This is a genomic window from Paenibacillus agaridevorans (assembly GCF_018604145.1).
Taxonomy (GTDB): Bacteria; Bacillota; Bacilli; order Paenibacillales; family Paenibacillaceae; genus Pristimantibacillus; species Pristimantibacillus agaridevorans.
Map to the genome: position 1 here is coordinate 52,291 of NZ_CP075889.1, position 19,374 is coordinate 71,664.

Annotated in this window: 12 protein-coding genes; 11 read left to right on the forward strand and 1 reads right to left on the reverse strand. The window is 56.5% G+C overall.

From position 1 onward, the window contains the following. The first annotated feature begins 12 nt into the window (after positions 1–12). Complete coding sequence (locus KJW29_RS00185) at positions 13–1,803, forward strand: hypothetical protein (protein WP_214628302.1); 1,791 nt, start codon at positions 13–15, stop codon at positions 1,801–1,803. Positions 1,804–1,833: 30 nt separating this feature from the next. After that, the gene (locus KJW29_RS00190; protein ID WP_214628303.1) at positions 1,834–4,554 is read left to right on the forward strand and encodes an S-layer homology domain-containing protein; all 2,721 of its coding nucleotides are present in this window, start codon (positions 1,834–1,836) and stop codon (positions 4,552–4,554) included. Between the two features lie 1,597 nt (positions 4,555–6,151). On the opposite strand, the gene KJW29_RS00195 is transcribed toward KJW29_RS00190, so the two are convergent. Further along, positions 6,152–6,538, reverse strand: a complete 387-nt coding sequence (locus KJW29_RS00195; protein ID WP_108995945.1) for a hypothetical protein — start codon at positions 6,536–6,538, stop codon at positions 6,152–6,154. A gap of 698 nt (positions 6,539–7,236) precedes the next feature. Between KJW29_RS00195 and KJW29_RS00200 the strand changes: the two genes are divergently transcribed. The 9 genes from KJW29_RS00200 to KJW29_RS00245 all read left to right on the forward strand — a co-directional run bounded on the left by KJW29_RS00200 (position 7,237) and on the right by KJW29_RS00245 (position 19,371). Then, positions 7,237–8,421 carry an acetyl-CoA C-acetyltransferase gene (locus KJW29_RS00200; protein ID WP_214628304.1) on the forward strand — a complete coding sequence of 395 codons (1,185 nt, stop codon included), beginning with the start codon at positions 7,237–7,239 and terminating at the stop codon, positions 8,419–8,421. Positions 8,422–8,633: 212 nt separating this feature from the next. Continuing rightward, positions 8,634–9,494 carry a 3-hydroxyacyl-CoA dehydrogenase family protein gene (locus tag KJW29_RS00205; RefSeq protein WP_214628305.1) on the forward strand — a complete coding sequence of 287 codons (861 nt, stop codon included), beginning with the start codon at positions 8,634–8,636 and terminating at the stop codon, positions 9,492–9,494. A gap of 72 nt (positions 9,495–9,566) precedes the next feature. Further along, entirely contained in the window at positions 9,567–10,715 is a 1,149-nt protein-coding gene (locus KJW29_RS00210) for an acyl-CoA dehydrogenase (protein WP_214628306.1), read from the forward strand. A gap of 15 nt (positions 10,716–10,730) precedes the next feature. Further along, positions 10,731–14,330 (forward strand): methylmalonyl-CoA mutase family protein, encoded by a 3,600-nt coding sequence (locus tag KJW29_RS35855; RefSeq protein ID WP_246608518.1) that lies wholly within the window; start codon positions 10,731–10,733, stop codon positions 14,328–14,330. Between the two features lie 173 nt (positions 14,331–14,503). Continuing rightward, positions 14,504–15,619: a citrate synthase gene (mmgD, locus tag KJW29_RS00225; RefSeq protein WP_214628307.1), complete on the forward strand. Its 1,116-nt coding sequence runs from the start codon at positions 14,504–14,506 to the stop codon at positions 15,617–15,619. Then, a complete protein-coding gene (locus KJW29_RS00230) occupies positions 15,616–15,849 on the forward strand; it encodes a hypothetical protein (RefSeq protein ID WP_214628308.1) in 234 nt (77 codons plus the stop codon). Before mmgD ends, KJW29_RS00230 begins: the two co-directional genes overlap by 4 nt. A gap of 173 nt (positions 15,850–16,022) precedes the next feature. Beyond that, positions 16,023–16,355, forward strand: a complete 333-nt coding sequence (locus tag KJW29_RS00235) for a transposase (RefSeq protein WP_214625949.1) — start codon at positions 16,023–16,025, stop codon at positions 16,353–16,355. Next, the gene (locus tag KJW29_RS00240) at positions 16,352–17,212 is read left to right on the forward strand and encodes an IS3 family transposase (protein ID WP_246608780.1); all 861 of its coding nucleotides are present in this window, start codon (positions 16,352–16,354) and stop codon (positions 17,210–17,212) included. The genes KJW29_RS00235 and KJW29_RS00240 overlap by 4 nt, the downstream gene beginning before the upstream one ends. A gap of 743 nt (positions 17,213–17,955) precedes the next feature. Continuing rightward, the gene (locus tag KJW29_RS00245; protein WP_214628309.1) at positions 17,956–19,371 is read left to right on the forward strand and encodes a bifunctional 2-methylcitrate dehydratase/aconitate hydratase; all 1,416 of its coding nucleotides are present in this window, start codon (positions 17,956–17,958) and stop codon (positions 19,369–19,371) included. Positions 19,372–19,374: the final 3 nt, after the last annotated feature.

Here is a 19,374-nt window from a genome sequence, read left to right on the forward strand (position 1 = left end):
CGAGGTGAAGAAATGAACGCTAACAATAGGCGCGGCGGCACCGTGCCGGAGGGCAAAAAGTGGGACGTAGGCGGCCAATTTCCGATCGGCGTCTTCCATATTCCGGGGCCTGCGGATACGTCTTATGCCGCCTATGCAGCCATTCGCGAGCTGAATGCCAATTTTGTCGTCGCGACCAATGAAATTACGACGCCGGCCCGTACCGACTGGGCGCTGGAGCAGGCGGAGGCCAACGGGCTTAAAATGCTGGTGACCGACACCGGCATCAGATGGGTGCAATGCGAGTGGATCGCGCAAGATGCCGAAGACGGCTCCGCCCTGTTCGTGCGGAAGGGCGAACCGATTGGGCAGACCTTTACGACACCGGCGGCGGAAGGGCTCAACCTCGCCTTCGTATCCTTCAAGCTGGGCGAGCCGCCGGAAGATGAATCGCTGACGCTGCGTCTCACGGTTTATGATAGCCCGGGCAAGAATGAATTGGTTGCCGCTTCCAGTTGGCATGCGGCGGCAGGTACCCGCTATCCGGAATTCGTATTTGCCAACTTCCCGCAGTCGAGGGAAGCCAACCGTTATGAACTGGCGTCCGATGCTTCTTATTATATGGAGCTGTCGACGGAGAGCGATAAGCCGATCGGACCGCTGCTGACCAGCCGTGAGGATGCGTATAGCGGAGGCTCGGCCTACAGGGGAAGCGAGGAGCTAAGCTGCGATCTCTATTTTCAACTGACGTTGGCCTCTCCGCGAGGGGGCTCGATTTCGGCGTTTGCGCCGGATAGCCGCCCATCCGATGATTTTGTACGTACCTTCGTGCGCCATTACAAGGACAATCCGGCCCTTCTGGGATACAACCTGATCGACGAACCGTTCGGCGAAATCTACCCCAGCATGCATGGAACGACGCAAGCCATTAAGGCGCTGGATCCGGATCGGCTGGTCTATGTCAATCATTACGCGCTTAACGATGAGGGGGAACATTATTTCTCGCTCGAGGGCACGCCGCCGATGCGTTACGAAGCCTACGTGACGGACTGGCTGGATACGAACCCGGATTTAATGTCCTACGACTATTACCCCTTCCTGACGAGCGGCCTGGACGAGAAGGTGCATTATCAGACGTTGGAGTTCCTGCGCGAGCAGTGCGCGGCTTATGGCAAGGACCTGTGGGTATATATCCAATCGGTCGCGTACGATACGTTCCATATTGCCAAACCGACCGAACACGAAATGCGGTTTCATGTCTACTCATCGCTTGCTTACGGGGCCAAAGGCTATATTTATTTTACGTACGAAACGCCGCACACCAATGGAGAAACCGGATTTCATAACGGCCTCCTGCTGCCGGATGGCACACGCAACGATACGTTTCAATACGCGGCTGCGATCAATCGCGAGGTGCTGAAGCTTGGACCGGCCTTGTTGAGCTTGACGCTGGACCATGTCTATCATACCGGAAGCTTGCCCCCGGCCACGCGGGAGCTCACGCCGCAGTCCGGCATCGAGCTGGCGGAGGGAGGCGAAAATGCGGAGCAGTCGCCGTCATTGATTATCTCGCTCTTTACGGCGGAGAACGGCGACAAATTCGTGATGATCGTAAGCAAACAACTGCTTGAGCAGCAGGATGCCCGCTTGCGCTTCCTCGCCAAATCCGGTTTTATCCGCGAGTGGAGTAACGAGGACGGTAAAGAGTGGCATCAACAAAAGGAGGTGGGAGTTCTGTCGGAAGGCGATTACGACAAAGAGACGGGGGTGCTGAGCGTTAGCCTTCGCCCGGGCGAAGGAAAGCTCTATCGCATGGAAGGTTAGTTCAAACCAATGGAAGAGGTGAAGCTTGTTATGAGACGCATTCGCTTGCCCATCATTGCCGCATTAGCCTTTGTATTGACCCTATTCTCCGGCTTGACGGCCGGAGCCAGCTCGAACCCGACGCCAACCGTCGACGGCGAATTCCCGATCGGCATTTTCCACAACCCGCCGCCGAGTGAGACGACAGATAGTGCCTATGCGGATATCCGGGCGATGAATGCCAATTTCATCGTGTCTACCAATCTGATGACGACGCCTGCGACTACGGATTGGGCGCTGAAGCATGCCCAAAACAACGATTTGAAAATTTTGGTAACGGACACCGGGATCCGCTGGTACCAATCGGAGTGGATCTCCCAAAACGACGATACGGATGCAAGTCTGTATCTGCGCAATGATCGGGCGCTCGGCCAGACGTTTACGACCCCGGACGCTACCGGGATGGCGGTCTGGAAGCTTAGCTTCAAGAAAGCGGGTGCTTGGCCGGCAGGGACGTCCGTTACGCTCAACATCTACGATAGCCCAGCCAAAACAACGCATATCGCGACATCCACGCTGCCCGGTCCCTTGGTGACGGACTTCCCGGAATTTACGATTAACGGAGCCGTCGTGGCGGCCGAGACGGACTATTATTTTGAGCTGACGACGGATTCTGTCACGGACTTGGGCCCGTTCCTCGCCAGCACGGGAGACAAGTATGGAGATGGCGATCTCTATGTGAACGGCGTGGCGGCCGGCAACGATCTCTATTTTCAGATGACGCTCCCGAAAGACGGGGGAGGCAACTGGTCCGCTTTTTCGCCTACGAGCCGTTCATCGGATGACTTCTTCACCACTTATGTGAATCATTATAAAGACCATCCCGCCTTGCTCGGCTATAATCTCGTGGATGAGCCGTTCGGCGACCAGTTCCCGCATCTGCAATCCGCCACGGAGCTGATTCGCACGCTCGACCCGGATCATATGGTGTACACCAATCTGTATGGATTATGTCCGACTTGCATGCACTATTACAGCGGCACGGACGATCCGCTTCGCGGCAGCTACCAGGATTACGTCAACGGCTGGCTGGACACCAATCCCGATATCATCTCGTTCGACCATTATCCGTTCTATAGCACCGGCTTCGATGAGGCTTGGTACTTGCAGTTGGAATATTATCGCGAGCGTTCCTTGCTGTACGATACCGACTTATGGGTGTATATCCAGGCGATGCAATACGACTATTACAATATGATCGAGCCGTCGGAAGAGCAGATGCGCTTCCAGATTTATTCTTCCTTGGCCTATGGGGCCAAAGGTTATGTCTACTTTACTTACTATACGCCGGACGGGATGGACAACGGATTGATTTTGCCGGACGGTTCCAAAAACGATACGTATTATTATGCCCAGGATGTTAACGCGGAAGTGTTGAATCTGGGTTCCACCTTGCTTGGCCTTACCTCCAAGGAGGTTTACCAAACCGGCGGAACGCCCGCGTATACGACGGCTTTGCCAAGCGGTTTTTTCTGGCAGCCGACAACCGGCGCACCGGAAATGCCGATGATCGTTTCGCTGCTGGAGGATGGGGACGGACGCGAGTACTTGATGATCGTCAACAAGGATTTGGAGGACGCTCATTTGGCGTCATTTACGTTATCCGGCACGCCAACGGCCGTAACCGAAATTTCCAAGACGACCGGCCTCGAAGTCGGAACTTCCTACAATGCGACGACGGGCGTGTTGACGGCCAGCTTCGAACCGGGCGAAGGCAGGCTGTACGCGCTGCCCGTGACGCCTGCTCCAAGCGCGGCTCCTGCATGGGAGGAAGGCAGCGAGCTGGCGGCCAGCCAGGCCACCACGTCAAGCATTAGGCTGACTTGGCCGGCCGCTGCTGCCGGCGGCGAAGCGGCAGGGTATCGGATTTATGCAAACGGCGGCTTGCAAGGGAGCGTCGCGGGCGATGTGCTGACGTATACGGTGAGCGGCCTCGCATCGGGAACATCCTATGGGTTCAAGGTGGTCGCCGTCGACGCCAACGATGAGGAGCATGGACTGCTGGAGCGGACGGCATCGACGGTATATGCGTCGAATGGATACGTGCCGCCGGCAGATCCGCCTTCGTCGGGCGGCAAAACCGAAGAGGAGAACGGTGGCGACAACGGCGAAAACGAAGAGGACAATGATTTCGACAGCGAGCGGGCGCCGTTGTTCGGCGATATTGCGGGGGATCATCCCGCATGGGAGGCGATAGCGGAAGCCTTGGAGCGCGGCATCGTTACCGGCTACGCGGACATGACCTTTAGGCCACAAGCGCCAGTCACCCGGGCGGCGTTCGTCACGATGCTTGTCCGTGCGCTAGAGCTGCCGGCTGCAGGCCAAGCGCCGCCGTTCCGCGATGTCGCTGCCGGCGCATGGTACGCCGGGGCGGTAGGGGCGGCATTCGAGGCCGGCCTTATTAACGGAGTAGACGGCGAGCGGTTCGCCCCCGATCGGACGATCAGCAGAGAACAGATGGCGACTTTGCTTGTCCGAGCTTATGCGTACCTGGCAGGGGCGGATATGCCGCAGCTTGTGCCGGATGAGTCCGTTAACTATCAGGACGAAGCGGCTGTCGCGGACTGGGCACGGGCTTCCGTCAATCAAGTCTTGGGAGGCGGCATTATGGAGCTGGACGACGATAGTTTGTTCTTGCCGCGTACCGCCGCTACTCGCGTGGAGGCCGTAGAGGCCATTCTGAAGCTGCTTGGTATGATGCGGGAGTCATAAAGAGGATGAAGATATAGCCGTATGTACTAGGCGAGAAAAAGCTGAGCGTGGGATTTCCTTGCTCGGCTTTTTTCGTTGTATAGGAAGTAGGCGAACGAGCAACTGTAGGTGTTAAAAACGCCGATGGAGCGGAAAGTAACTCTGATTAGCATCCATAGGCGTTAGCAACGCTTATGGCTCCAAAAAGTAGGCGAACGAGCAACTGTAGGCACTAAAAACGCCGATGGACCGGAAAGTAACTTTGATTATTGTCCATAGGCGTTAGTAACGCTTATGGCTCCAAAAAGTAGGCGAACGAGCAACTGTAGGCGTTAAAAACGCCGATGGAGCGGAAAGTAACTCTGATTAGCAGCCATAGGCGTTAAAAACGCTTATGGCTCCAAAAAGTAGGCGAACGAGAAGCTGTAGGCGTTAAAAACGCCGATGGACCGGAAAGTAACTCTGATTAGCAGCCATAGGCGTTAGTAACGCTTATGGCTCCAAAAAGTAGGCGAACGAGCAGCTATAGACGTTAAAAACGCCGATGGACCGGAAAGTAACTCTGATAAACGTCCATAGGAGTTAGTAACGCTTATGGCTCCAAAAAGTAGGCAAACGAGCAGCTGTAGGCGTTAAAAACGCCGATGGACCGGAAAGTAACTCTGATTATCAGCCATAGGCGTTAGTAACGCTTATGGCTCCAAAAAGTAGGCGAACGAGCAGCTGTAGGCGTTAAAAACGCCGATGGATCGTAAAGTACCTCTGAATAGCGTCCATAGGCGTTAGTACCGCCTATGGCTCCAAAAAGTAGGCGAACGAGCAGCTGTAGGCGTTAAAAACGCCGATGGATCGTAAAGTAACTCAGATTAGCGTCCATAGGCGTTAGTAACGCTTATGGCTCAAAAAAGTAGGCGAACGAGCAGCTGTAGGCGTTAAAAACGCCGATGGATCGTAAAGTACCTCTGAATAGCGTCCATAGGCGTTAGTACCGCCTATGGCTCCAAAAAGTAGGCGAACGAGCAGCTGTAGGCGTTAAAAACGCCGATGGATCGTAAAATAACTCAGATTAGCGTCCATAGGCGTTAGAAACGCTTATGGCTCAAAAAAGTAGGCGAACGAGCAGCTGTAGGCGTTAAAAACGCCGATGGACCGTAAAGTGTGCTCTGATTAGCGTCCATAGGCGAAAATAGCGTCTGAAGCCGAAAAGTACAAGTTTTGCTGCCACTGTGCTGGCAAAGTCAGTGAAACGCAAACGAATTTGGTGAAAAGAAAAGGGTGAAAGGAAGAGAGTTGGGCGGTAGATCGCATATGAGTTTGCTAACACCCCGTCAGGTGATTTTGTTCGTTTTTATACGCTTACACTCTAAACCGCATAAATACTGTACTTTCCTGCAAATACGTTCCATCCTTACTGTATTAGTAGGAATGCAACATGCTGTTCTGCCGAAGAACGTCGACGGATTTTTCACTTCGAGACGAGTGCTTGTCGGAACCGATCTGAGGTAGCTGCGTGAAGTGACTGCAGCCTGCTTATCTCGCAAGATAAGCAGGCTGCAGGCTAAACCCAACATTCTTAGTGCTTCCAATAACTATAGATGTCCGCTGAGATGTCTATCGGTTAATAAAAGCCGCCGCCGCAACCTCCGCCACATCCGCCGCCGCAACCGCAACCTCCACCGAAGCCGCCGCCGAAACCTCCGCCGAAACCGCCTCCCCAGCCGAAGCCGAACGGAACGATGAACAACGCCGCGATGAACGCGAGCGCGATGGCCGCGCCAAAGAAGAAAAACGATACATGCGCTTTTGTTTTGGCTCGTTTGGCATGACGTTTTTTGAGACGATTGTAGGTCGGCCCTTTACCCTTGTCGATAGAGGAGAAGTAGAGTCGGCCATTTTTGTACGCCTTGATCGTTCCGCGAATCATAGAGCCGTCCTTCAGTCTTGCTTGAACCACCCTGCCGATATACGGGCGCAAAGCCGCTTCATTTAGTGCAATTCGTTGCATTTGGTACACCTCTCTTTCCGTTAAGCATCTATTATTCTATTCCGAACTCGTCTTAATAGATTGTATGAATAGCGGGGTAGGGGCTTAATGCGGCTTATGTCACGGGGGGCTCAGCAGCGCCGCCTGTGTGGAGTTCAAGTCGGCGAGGCCGATCTAAAACGCCAGCGGCGCGACTTTTATGGAGTTTAGGTCGACGAGGCCGATCTAAACCGTCGTCAGCGCCGCTTTTATGGAGTTTAAGTCGACGCGATCGATCTAAAACGCCAGCAGCACCGCATGTGTGGAGCTTAGGTCGGCGAGGCCGATCTAAACCGTCGTCAGCACCGCTTTTACGGAGTTGAAGTCGACGCGGCCGATCTAAACCGTCGTCAGCGCCGCTTTTATGGAAGTTATGTCGGCGCAGCAGACGTAAAATCCCATGGCGGGCGATGCCTATCTGCATATGAATGGTGCGAGTCCAGGACACGTACCGTGAACAACAAATATCATGTTGCCGGCATCGCAAACATAAGTATGGATAAACAGATAGATTGGAGTATAGATAGCTTGTACGTCACAAGTGCTGGACCACTAGACAGACTATGATTCGAAACGTCACAAATGCCGGATCACTAGGCAGCCTTTGATCCGAAGCGTCACATGAACGAGCGGGGACCATAAGTTGCGCAGCAATCGGCAAGGCGAGAGGGGATGGGAGCATGGCTTCGACAACCGTTATCGTCAGCGGAGCAAGGACGCCCTTTGGCAAGCTCGGCGGTGTGTTCAAGGAAATCACAGCCGTTCGACTAGGGGGTGAAGCCATCAGAGAGGCTGTATGCCGTGCGGGACTGCGGCCGGAGCAGGTAGAGCATGTCATCATGGGCATGGCCTTGCAGGGCGGGGCTGGACAGAATCCCGCGAGACAAGCGGCGAGATATGCAGAATTGCCGTGGAGCACACCTGCCGAGACGATTAACAAGGTTTGCGCGTCAGGGCTTCGGGCGATTACGATGGCGGACGGAATGATTCGAGCGGGAGATGCCGACATAGTCGTGGCAGGCGGTATGGAAAGCATGAGCCAGGCGGCGCATGCCATACCCGGCATGCGCTGGGGCAGTCGGCTTGGCAATGCGACGATCGTCGACTTGATGCTTCACGACGGGCTGCAATGCCCGTTCGATAAAGTGCATATGGCTGTGCACGGCAGCAAGGTGGCACGGGAATATAACGTAACTCGGCAGGAGCAGGACGAGTGGGCGCTCCTCAGTCATCAGAGAGCGATACTTGCTATGCAGGACGGTAAGCTGCGAGAAGAAATTATGGCCATTCGTACGCCAGGCAGGCATGGGGCGGAGAACGTTATCGAAAGCGACGAAGCTCCTCGAGCCGATACGAGTGCGGAAGCGCTGTCGCGCCTGGCGCCCGTCTTTGCTGCTGACGGCACGATCACGGCGGGAAATGCGCCAGGGGTGAACGACGGCGCAGCCGCGCTGCTGATGATGTCGCAAGATAAGGCGAATGAGCTTGGTTTTAAGCCAATAGCCCTCATTGTAGGTCACGCAGCTTCGGCGCTGGAGGCTCCTTACATTGCGACGGCCCCGGCTGCCGCCATCAGTAAGCTGCTCGACCGAAGCGGCCATTCTGTCCAGAACATTGATTTGTTCGAGATAAACGAGGCATTTGCGGCTGTCACTCTAACAAGCGCGCGTATGCTGGGATGCGATCCATCCAAGGTGAATGTAAACGGAGGAGCGGTTGCGCTCGGACATCCCGTCGGAGCAAGCGGGGCGCGCATCGTATTGACGCTCGTGACGGAGCTCCGCCGTAGGGGCGGCGGACTGGGAGTCGCGGCCATATGCAGCGGAACAGCCCAAGGGGATGCCGTTTTGCTCGAAGTCATGTAGCTCGTTAATAACCCTGTTGTCTGCGGGGAGCGGAGCGATCGTAGAATTGCTGCCCTGGCATGATCAGGATGGAGCCGGTTCGACTTGAATAATGAAGTCTGCCGGTCGGCTCTGACGCATGCGAGACCAATGCAGGAAGGAATGCTTGGAGCATTAAGTCCAAGTACGATATCCGAATGTACGATAACCGAACCGCGGAAAGGAGGCCATCCATGAGCAATCGTATTCGGACGCTGATGGTTGTCGGCGCGGGGCAGATGGGAGGCGGCATTGCCCAGTCGGCGGCGGAGGCGGGGCTGCAAGTGCTTCTGCATGATGTGTCGCCGGAACGCGCGGAGCACGGGCTGGAGTCCTTGCGCCGCCAAGCGGCACGAGATGTCGCCAAGGGACGGAAGAACGAGGCCGAAACGTCGGAGATGCTGGGGCGGATTATGATTGCCGACGATATTAAAGCGGCGGCACGCGCGGAGCTAGTCATCGAAGCCATCGTCGAGAGTTTGCCGGCCAAGCGTGAGTTGTTTCGCCGCCTCGACGATCGTTGTCCGTCGGCGACCATCTTGGCGAGCAATACGTCGGCGCTGCCGATTACCGAGCTGGCAGCCGCGACGGGGCGGGCTGATCGGGTCGTGGGCATTCATTTTATGAACCCGGTGCCCGTCATGCCGCTTGTGGAGCTTATTCGCGGCCTTGCTACCTCGGATGCAACTTTCCGGGAGGCCCATCATTTCGTGCAGAGGTTAGGCAAGACGCCGGTCGAAGCGGGAGACAGCCCGGGCTTCGTTTCCAACCGCGTGCTGATGCCGATGATTAACGAAGCGATCTGCTGCGTGCATGAAGGCGTAGCTTCGCCGGAGGCGGTGGACGCCATCATGAAGCTGGGCATGCGGCATCCCATGGGACCGCTGGCGCTGGCAGACCTGATCGGTCTCGATACATGCCTGGCCATCATGGAGGTGCTTCTTCAGGGATTCGGCGATTCCAAGTACCGCCCGTGCCCATTGTTGCGCAAGTACGTGCAGGCCGGTTGGCTGGGCAAGAAGACGGGGCGGGGGTTCTATTTGTACGACACATGATGTTGTCTGCGACAAAGCGGTTACAACGTAAATTCCAATCAGCACGATTATACAGCGGGGGAAGTGGATGCCATGATGCCGCCACTGACAAGCGAGCAGGAAGCGATGCGCGAAATGATACGGGATTTCGCGAGGAGAGAGGTAACGCCGTGCGTCGCCGATATGGAAGAAAGGGATGCCTTCCCTGAGGCGCTGATTGCCGCAATGGGAGGGCTGGGGCTCATGGGCATCGCCGTGCCGGAGAAGTATGGGGGCGTCGGCGCGGATTACGTCTCGAACGTGATTGCCATCCATGAAATATCGAAGGCAAGCGCCGCGGTTGGCGTTATTCTGTCCGTGCACAGCTCGGTCGGTACTTGCCCGATTCTATACGACGGCAACGAAAACCAGCGAAGCCGGTTCATCCCGCGGCTTGCCTCGGGCGAGGCGCTGGGGGCCTTCGCCCTGACGGAGCCGAGCGCGGGCTCGGATTCCGCAAGCATGCGGATGAAGGCGGAGAAACGCGGCGACCTCTACATTTTAAACGGCACGAAATCGTTTATTACGAACGGAGGTTACGCGGACACTTACATTACGTTCGCGGTAACGGACCCGAGCAAAGGGATGAAGGGCATATCCGCTTTTATTGTAGAGCGCGGCACGAAGGGACTGACGGTCGGAAAACGCGAAAAAAAGCTGGGTCTTCACGGCTCCAGCACGACCGAGCTTGTGTTCGACAACGCGGAGGTGCCAGCAGATTGCTTGCTTGGCAAAGAAGGAGAGGGCTTGCGAATCGCGCTTTCGCATCTGGATGCCGGCCGAATCGGCATCGCGGCGCAGGCGCTTGGCATCGCGGAGGCCGCCCTGGACTGCTCGATGCAATACGCAGGCAGCCGCCATCAATTCGGCAAGCCGATATCGGGCCATCAGGCGATCGCTTTTAAGCTCGCCGACATGGCGACCGCCATCGAAGCGGGAAGGCTGCTTGTCTATCAGGCGGCAGCGCTGCGCGCTCGCGGACTGCCTTGCGGCAAGGAGGCGGCGATGGCGAAACGCTTCTGCTCCGACGCGGCCTTGTCGTGCGCGACGGAGGCGGTGCAGATTTTCGGCGGGTACGGCTATATGCGCGAATATCCAGCGGAGAGGCTGTTCCGGGATGCGAAGGTGACGCAAATTTACGAGGGGACGAACGAGATCCAGCGGTTGGTTATTTTTAAGCATATGGTCAAGGAAGGGCGATAGGAGGCGGCAGACGGGATGACGAAGCCAGCGGGAATGCAAGCGGACGGCAGCGAAACCAGACGGCCTATTCGGTTCGTAACCGCCTCGGCCTTGTTCGACGGCCACGATGCGTCCATCAATCTGATCAGAAGGCTGCTTCAAGCGGCGGGAGCCGAGGTGATCCATCTCGGGCACAACCGCTCGGCGGAGGAGATCGTATCGGCAGCGATACAGGAGGATGCGGCGGCGATCGCGGTCAGCTCTTACCAGGGCGGGCATGTGGAGTTTTTGCGCTATATGGCGGATTTGCTTCGGGAGCGGGAAGCCGCTCATATTCGAATTTTTGCAGGGGGAGGGGGCGCCATTACGCCGGAGGAAGCCGAGCAGTCGGCAACGTACGGCGTATCCAAAATATTTACGCCGGAAGACGGCCGGACGCTTGGGCTGGAAGGGATGATCGCGTGGATGCTCCGCGAATCGGACTGCGAGATGGCGATCGATCCGGCGAGGGAGTTGGAGCGTCTGAAGGAGCGCGACCCCTCCGCGCTCGCACTCCTCGTCACGGCAGCCGAGGCGAATGGGTCGGCAGCTTGGCTTGCCGACATTCGGGAGCAGCTCCCCCACGGCGTACCGGTAATCGGCATAACAGGTACGGGCGGCGCGGGCAAAAGCTCCCTGACCGACGAGCTCGTCAGGCGGTTTCTGCGAGAGAAGGCGGCAGGAACGATCGCCGTCATCTCCGTCGACCCGACAAGGCAGAAGACAGGAGGCGCGCTGCTCGGCGATCGTATTCGCATGAACGCGATTGGGGACGGCCGCACTTACATGAGGAGCATGGCGACCCGCGGCTCGGGCAAGGAGCTGAGCGCGGCAACATCGGATGCTGTCGCGCTTGCGAAGCATGCGGGCTTCGACTGGATCATCGTGGAGACGAGCGGCATCGGTCAAGGCGACTCGGCAATAACGAGGCTCTGCGATATTGCGGTGTACGTTATGACGAGCGAATACGGAGCCCCATCCCAGCTGGAGAAAATCGACATGCTCGATTACGCCGACATGATCGTCGTTAACAAATTCGACCGTGCCGGCTCCGAGGATGCGCTGCGCGACGTCCGCAAGCAATACCGTCGCAGCCGCGGCATGGGTACGGACATTGCTGACGAAGAGCTGCCGGTTTACGGCACGATCGCAAGCCGGTTTGGCGACTTGGCGACCGATGCTTTGTTCCGCGACATTGCGGAAGCGGCGGAGCGTTATGTCCGTAACGCTTTGAAGCCGGCGTCGCGATCGCCGCTGATTCCAGAACCTCAGTCGCCGGCCTACGATGCCCGGATCGCTCCCAAATGGCTGAAGCTATCGCTTCCCGGCTCCATCATTCCGCGGGAGCGGAGCGGATACCTGGGCGAGATCGTCGAGACGCTGCGGGAACGTCGAACATTTGTAGAGGAGCAGGCTGAGCTGGCGAGGCGGATCGGCAAGCTGCGAGGCGCGCGGATGCTGGTGAAAGCGAATGGCGGAAGTTTTTTATTGCGCGAGGCAGCGTCCGGGCAGTCGGGGCAAGGTACAAGATCTCAGGCGCGGGACGCCTCGCAAGCGCCGCCCATAGCTGCTCAGTTTCCAGATGCGGCGATATCGCGACCAGCGGCGGAGCAAGGAGGAGCCATGCCGCCGTTGGCTGCGCAGTCACCCGATGCGGTTGAGTCGCCACCCGTGGTGCTCGAAGCGGATGGATCGCCTGCCGGGCAGTCGAACCTGGCTCAAGCCGACACCGGGCAAATCGCGGTGCTTCTGGAAGCGATGGCGGCCGAGCTGGAGCTTCAGCTTCATCCCTCCTGCAAGAAGCTGCTGGACGAGTGGCCGGCTTTGCGGGAGGGTTACGGAGTTGGAGCAAAAAAGTTTCAGGATGCGGGACCAGCAACCGCTAATCCCTCATCGCCCGGGTCAACTGCTGCTAAGCCCCCTCAGGCGAGGCTGCACTGGACTACGCTCTCCGGCCTGACGCTGCCTCGCATCGCATTGCCACGGTATTCCTGTCCGGGCGATCTGCTGCGTTGGCTGCTGACGGAGAATGTGCCCGGCAAGCCGCCCTACACGGCCGGCGTATTCCCGCTCAAGCGAAGCGACGAGGAGCCGAAGCGACAATTCGCGGGCGAAGGAACGCCGGAGCGAACGAACAGGCGATTCCATTATTTGAGCAGGCATGATAACGCGAAGCGGTTGTCCGTGGCTTTCGACAGCGTCACCTTGTACGGGCATGATCCCGGCGAACGTCCCGATATTTATGGCAAAATCGGCAACAGCGGCGTCAATGTCCCGACGCTGGACGACATGGAACGGCTCTTCCGGGGCTTTGATCTGTGTCATCCCGCCACGAGCGTCTCCATGACGATTAACGGCCCCGCGCCGATCTTGCTTGCGATGTATATGAATACGGCGATCCGCCAACAGCTTGCGAAGTTCGCGGCTCAACATGGCCGGAAGCCGGACGCCGCGGAGGAGGAGGCCATACGGACGCGGACCATGCAAACAGTTCGAGGCACGGTGCAGGCCGATATTTTAAAGGAGGATCAGGGACAAAACACCTGCATCTTCTCGACCGGGTTCGCGCTGAAAATGATGGGCGATATTCAGCAATATTTTATTGACCATGGCGTGCGCCATTATTATTCGGTAAGCATCAGCGGCTACCATATCGCGGAGGCCGGAGCCAATCCGATCTCCCAGCTGGCGTTTACGCTGGCCAACGGCTTTACGTACGTCGAATATTATCGGAGCCGGGGGATGGCCGTCGACGAATTCGCGCCGAATCTTTCCTTCTTCTTCAGCAACGGGCTTGATCCCGAATACGCGGTGCTGGGCCGCGTCGCCAGACGGATCTGGTCCACGGTCATCCGGCATAAGTATGGAGGCAATGAACGGAGCCAGAAGCTGAAATACCACATTCAGACCTCGGGTCGTTCGCTGCATGCCCAAGAGATGGATTTTAACGATATTCGGACGACGCTGCAGGCGCTGCTTGCCATCTACGACAACTGCAATTCCCTTCATACCAACGCTTATGACGAGGCGATTACAACCCCTACGGAGCATTCCGTTCGCAGAGCGATGGCGATTCAGCTCATCATCAATAAGGAATTCGGGTTCGCGAGAAACGATAATCCGTTGCAGGGCTCCTTCCTGATCGAAGAGCTGACCGACCTGGTAGAGGAGGCGGTGCTCGCGGAGCTTGGGCGGATTCATCACCGGGGAGGAGTGCTCGGGGCGATGGATACCGGCTACCAGCGGGGCCGGATTCAGGAGGAGTCGATGCTGTACGAGAGCCTCAAGCATTCCGGGGAGCTGCCGATCGTCGGGGTCAATACCTTCCTTAATACGAATCCCGCAGCAGCGCTGGCGTCGGATCCGGAGCTGGCTCGTTCGACGACGGAGGAGAAGGAGACGCAGCTCGCGAATCTCCGGACATTCCGGGAGAAGCATGGAGCGGCTGCCAAGGAAGCTCTGGAGCGTCTCAAGCAAGCGGCGCTGGGCGGCGGGAACGTGTTCGAGGAGCTGATGGAGACGGTTCAGGTCGCGACTCTGGGTCAAATAACGACCGCCTTGTTCGAGGTTGGCGGACAATACAGGAGAAACATGTAGATGGAACGCTGGAACGCCGGAACGCCGGAACGCCGGAACGCCGGAACGCCGGAACGCCGGAACGCCGGAACGCCGGAACGCTAGATGGCCGGAAATCTAGATCGCAGGAATGATGGATTGCGAGGGTAATTGACCAAGACGGGAACGCGAAAAGACGGGAGCGTGAAGCCATTATGACGGATCATCGTTATGTGCCTGGTCTTGAGAATGTGATCGCAAGCGAAACGAACATCTCCTACCTGGATGTAGAAGCGGAACAAATTGTGCTGCGGGGTTATGATCTTATCGAGCTTGCGCGGAGCGTCTCCTATGTGGAGGTGGCCGGCTTGCTCCTGAACGGCAGTCTGCCCGATGGCAAAGGAAGAGATTTGCTGGAGGAGCGATTGTCGGCGGCTAGCGCCATTCCTGACGCGATCTACGATATGCTGGCTCATGTTCCCGCAGGGACGCACCGGATGGACGCGTTGCGTACAGCCATTTCCGCGCTGGCAGGCTTCGACGGCGAGCTGGAGGATCATTCCGCTGAGGCGAACGGCCGCAAGGCCATCCGGCTGCTGGCTAAGGTGCCGGGCTTGGTGGCGAACGGCCATCGCATTTTGTCCGGGCAGCCCGTCATAGAGACGCGCGGCGATCTCAGCTTTGCCGGCAACTTCTTGTTTATGCTGACCGCCAAGGTGCCGGGGCCGCTGGAAGAGAGAATCTTCGATCAGTCGCTCATCGCCTACAGCGAGCATGAGCTGCCGAACTCGACCTTTGCGGCAAGGGTCATCGCCTCCACGATGTCCGACATGTACGGCGCGGTGGCAGGAGCGGTGTCGTCGCTCAAAGGTTATTTGCACGGCGGAGCGAATGAGGCGGTCATGGCCATGCTGGGCGAGGCGGCGACACCCGGGGAGCTGGAGGCCGTCATGCTCGGCAAGCTGGCGCGCAAAGAGCGGATTATGGGCTTCGGCCATCGCGTCTATATGCGGAAGCCGGATCCCCGAGCACTGCTGATGAAGGAAGCGCTCGCGAGGCTTGCCGAGGCCAAGGGACGGCGGGACTTGTACGAAATGTGCGACGCCGGAGAAGCGGTCATGAAGCGGGAAAAAGGGCTCTATCCCAATCTGGATTATTACGCCGCGCCGGTCTATGCGCTGCTTGGCATACCCGTCCCGTTGTTTACGCCCGTCTTTCTGGCCGCACGAATGGCGGGACTGTGCGCGCATGTCAGCGAGCAGCATGCCAGCAACCGGCTCTTTCGGCCTCGCGTGAGCTACACGGGCCCAAGGGGGCTGCGGCTTTCTTGATCCGTGCTGAGGTCCTTTTGATCCGGGCTGCGGCTTTCTTGATCGGTGCCGATGCCTTCTTGGTCCGAGCTGAGGCCTCCTTGATCCGAGCTGATGCCTTCTTGATCGGTGCCGATGCCTTCTTGATCGGTGCCGATGCCTTCTTAATCCGTGTAGCCACAAACCTTTGTGCAAGGATCGTGGGTGTTGCAGTCCGTTATGAATTGGATAAAGGGAAAACCGCCATCTAATCTCGCTGCTATACCGGATTTTGCGGCTTTAAGGGGAAAACCGCCCTCTAATTTCAATTTAATGGGCGTCTGCCCTCCATTCTACTTGGATTAGAGGGAGAATTGTAAGTAGAATAAATAGTGGACACCTCGTTAAGAGAATTCGATAATGAATGAAATAGGAGGTGTTCACAATGGGTGAACAACGGAATCGATACAATGAAGAGTTTAAGAAACAGACGGTAAAATATCTGCAAGAGCAGACAAAATCGGTGGAGGACATCGCCCTCGAACTAGATATTCCCGCGAAGACGTTGCATGCCTGGAAAGCGAAATATCGAGATTTTAAGAATGAACCCGTTGCCAGTTCGGGACGCCTCTATGAGCTCGAGCAACTCGTTAAAGAGCAAGAACGTGAGCTCCGCGCGAAAGACCAGAGGATTTCCGATGTAGAGGAGGAGCTCGCGATTGTAAAAAAGGCTGTGCACATCTTCAGCAAACCAAGGAACGACGGTTCCAGTTCATAGAAGATCATCGCTCCGAGTTTCGTTTGGAGAAGATGTGCGAAGTCATGGGTGTTTCACGTAGCGGCTACTACAAATGGAAAAATGCAGAGCTGAGCAACCAGGAACTGCGAAAACGGACTTTAATGGAGCGGGTTTCTTACCATTTTCATGATTCTGAGCAGCGCTACGGTGCCCCAAAGATCACGTATCTTCTTCAAGAAGAAGGCCACACAGTAGCAGAGCGGACCATTGGTTTATACATGCAGGAGCTTGGTCTGCGTGCCTGTGTCTCTCGAAAGTACAAGGTGCAGACGACAGACTCGAGCCATGATTTGCCGATCGCACCTAACGTACTCAACCAAAAGTTTAAAACGGAGAAGCCTAATAAGGTCTGGGTGGCAGACATCACCTATATTCCATGCAGAGAGGGTCGTTTATACTTAGCAAGTATTCTTGACCTGTGTACACGTGAGATCGTAGGCTGGCGCCTAGGGAGCCGGATGACGACCGACTTGGTACTTGGTGCGTTGCAAGACGCCTATAAAGCTAAAAAGCCAAAGAAGGGGCTGCTGCATCATTCAGATCGCGGTAGTCAATATGCATCTGATGATTACAGAAAACAACTCAAAGCCTACAAAATGAGAGCCAGCATGAGTCGGAAAGGCAACTGCTACGACAACGCTTGTATCGAGTCATTTCATAGCGTGCTCAAGAAGGAACTCGTTTACTGCAAGCGATTCAAAACGAAGCAACAGGCCTATGAAGAAATCTACAGATATATTGAGTTTTTTTATAACCGTAAACGGATCCACAGTGCACTGGGGTACTTGTCACCAGCCCGGTACGCTGCAAAATTTAATAAGAGAAAAGCGGCATAAATGGTGTCTACTTTCTTGACAGAGGTCCAAATTTCCCTCAATTACGCCGAAAAAACGAAATGAAATCCCATTAAAGGGAGTTTTTCCACTTATTCAAACTATAGGAAAGCCATAAGTTTTCTCCAAACTTGCCCTACAATTCTCGGAATAAAACGCGCTGCGCTGCCAAAGGACGGCGTCAGCCGCTTCACCTTATCCACGCTGAAGTACGCGTATGACTAGGCATAGTCCGCGAGTCGCAAACGTCGGTTACCCGCACATCTGCCTTAGTCACCGCCCGCTCATTTAGTCACCGCACACCCATCTACCTTAGTCACCGCACACCCAACTACCTTAGTCACCGTCCGCTCATTTAGTCACCGCACACCCAACTACCTTAGTCACCGTCCGCTCATTTAGTCACCGCACACCCATCTACCTTAGTCACCGCCCGCTCATTTAGTCACCGCACAATCTGCCTTAGTCACCACTCGCTCATTTAGTCACCGCACACCCATCAGCCTTAGTCACCACCCGCTCATTTAGTCACTGCACACCCATCAACCTTAGTCACCACTCGCTCATTTAGTCACCGCACACCCATCAGCCTTAGTCACCGCACAATCTACCTTAGTCACCGAATGCTCATTTAGTAAACGCCCGCTCATCTGCCTTAGTCAACGTACGCTTATCAGCTACTCCAGGCTAGAGGCCGGTTTATTTTGCCTGCTCCAATCTTGCAGAAGCGAAAGGAGTGTCTACGCATGGTACGAGATTCATTGCTGACCGAGCTGGCAGCATATGCGGCCCAGTACAAAGTTGAAAGCGAAGAGGCGTTGCGGATCGCCCAATACATGCTTATGGATTCCATCGGCACGGCGGTGCTAGCGCTGCGGTTTCCGGAATGCGCGAAACATATCGCGCCGATTGTCCCTGGCGCCGTATTGCCCGGCGGAGCTCGCGTGCCCGGCACGCAGCTCGAGCTGGAGCCCGTGCATGCCGCATTCAACATCGGCACCATGATTCGCTGGCTCGATTATAACGACACTTGGCTGGCCGCAGAATGGGGCCATCCGTCGGATAATCTCGGCAGCATTCTTGCCGTCGCCGATTATGTCAGCCGAAAAAGGCTGGCCGAAGGCGGAGAATCGCTGACGATGAGGGATGTGCTCGAAGCCGCCGTGAAAGCCCACGAAATCCAGGGCATTTTGGCGCTTAACCATTCTTTTAACGGCGTGGGGCTCGACCATGTGCTGCTTGTGCGCATTGCTTCTACGGCGATGGCGACGGCGCTGCTCGGCGGTACTGTTAAGGAGATCGAGGCTGCGTTATCGAACGCCTGGCTTGACGGCGGCGCGCTCCGAACCTATCGGCATGCTCCGAACACGGGCTCGCGCAAAAGCTGGGCGGCGGGGGATGCGGCTAGCAGGGCGGTGCGTCACGCGCTTATGGCGATGAACGGGGAGATGGGCTATGATACGCCGCTCACGGCCGCGAAGTGGGGGTTTCAGGATGTGTTGTTCCAAGGCCGGGAGCTTGCTCTTGCACGTCCGCTTGGCGCCTATGTCATGGAGAACGTCCTCTTTAAAATATCGTTCCCGGCCGAATTCCACGCCCAGACCGCCGTCGAGTGCGCGTTCGCCCTGCATGACATCGTGGTCAACCGTCTGGAAGATATCGCTGAAATTACTTTGACGACACATGAGTCGGCCATTCGGATCATCGACAAAAAGGGGCCGCTCGCCAATCCCGCGGACAGGGACCATTGCTTGCAATATATGGCCGCGGTGGCGCTTATTTACGGTTCGCTCACTGCGGAGCATTACGAAGACGAGGCGGCGGCCGATCCCCGAATTGATTCGCTTCGCGCGAAAATGACCGTCGTACACGATCCGCAATTCAGCCGCGACTACCTGGATCCGGATAAACGTTCCATTGCGAACGCCATACAGGTGCGGTTTACTGACGGAACAGAGACGGAGAAGATCGTCTGCGAATACCCCATCGGACATCGAAGACGGCGCGAAGAAGGGTTGCCGAAGGTGATCGAGAAATGCGAAGCCAATCTGCTGACCCGGTTCCCGAGAGGCAGGACTGCCGGTATTGTGGGCTCCGGCTTTGATTTTCAAAACTTGTCCGGCATGCCGGTAACGCAATTTATGGGAATGTTGGTTATCTAAAAA

What these genes read in the sequence shown, in the direction of transcription:
- KJW29_RS00185 (WP_214628302.1), top strand. Translation starts at nt 13, where the DNA reads ATGAACGCTAACAATAGGCGCGGCGGCACCGTGCCGGAGGGCAAAAAG.
- KJW29_RS00245 (WP_214628309.1), top strand. Translation starts at nt 17,956, where the DNA reads ATGGTACGAGATTCATTGCTGACCGAGCTGGCAGCATATGCGGCCCAG.
- KJW29_RS00200 (WP_214628304.1), top strand. Translation starts at nt 7,237, where the DNA reads ATGGCTTCGACAACCGTTATCGTCAGCGGAGCAAGGACGCCCTTTGGC.
- KJW29_RS00210 (WP_214628306.1), top strand. Translation starts at nt 9,567, where the DNA reads ATGATGCCGCCACTGACAAGCGAGCAGGAAGCGATGCGCGAAATGATA.
- KJW29_RS00195 (WP_108995945.1), bottom strand. Translation starts at nt 6,538, where the DNA reads ATGCAACGAATTGCACTAAATGAAGCGGCTTTGCGCCCGTATATCGGC.
- KJW29_RS00235 (WP_214625949.1), top strand. Translation starts at nt 16,023, where the DNA reads ATGGGTGAACAACGGAATCGATACAATGAAGAGTTTAAGAAACAGACG.
- KJW29_RS00190 (WP_214628303.1), top strand. Translation starts at nt 1,834, where the DNA reads ATGAGACGCATTCGCTTGCCCATCATTGCCGCATTAGCCTTTGTATTG.
- KJW29_RS00205 (WP_214628305.1), top strand. Translation starts at nt 8,634, where the DNA reads ATGAGCAATCGTATTCGGACGCTGATGGTTGTCGGCGCGGGGCAGATG.
- mmgD (WP_214628307.1), top strand. Translation starts at nt 14,504, where the DNA reads ATGACGGATCATCGTTATGTGCCTGGTCTTGAGAATGTGATCGCAAGC.
- KJW29_RS35855 (WP_246608518.1), top strand. Translation starts at nt 10,731, where the DNA reads ATGACGAAGCCAGCGGGAATGCAAGCGGACGGCAGCGAAACCAGACGG.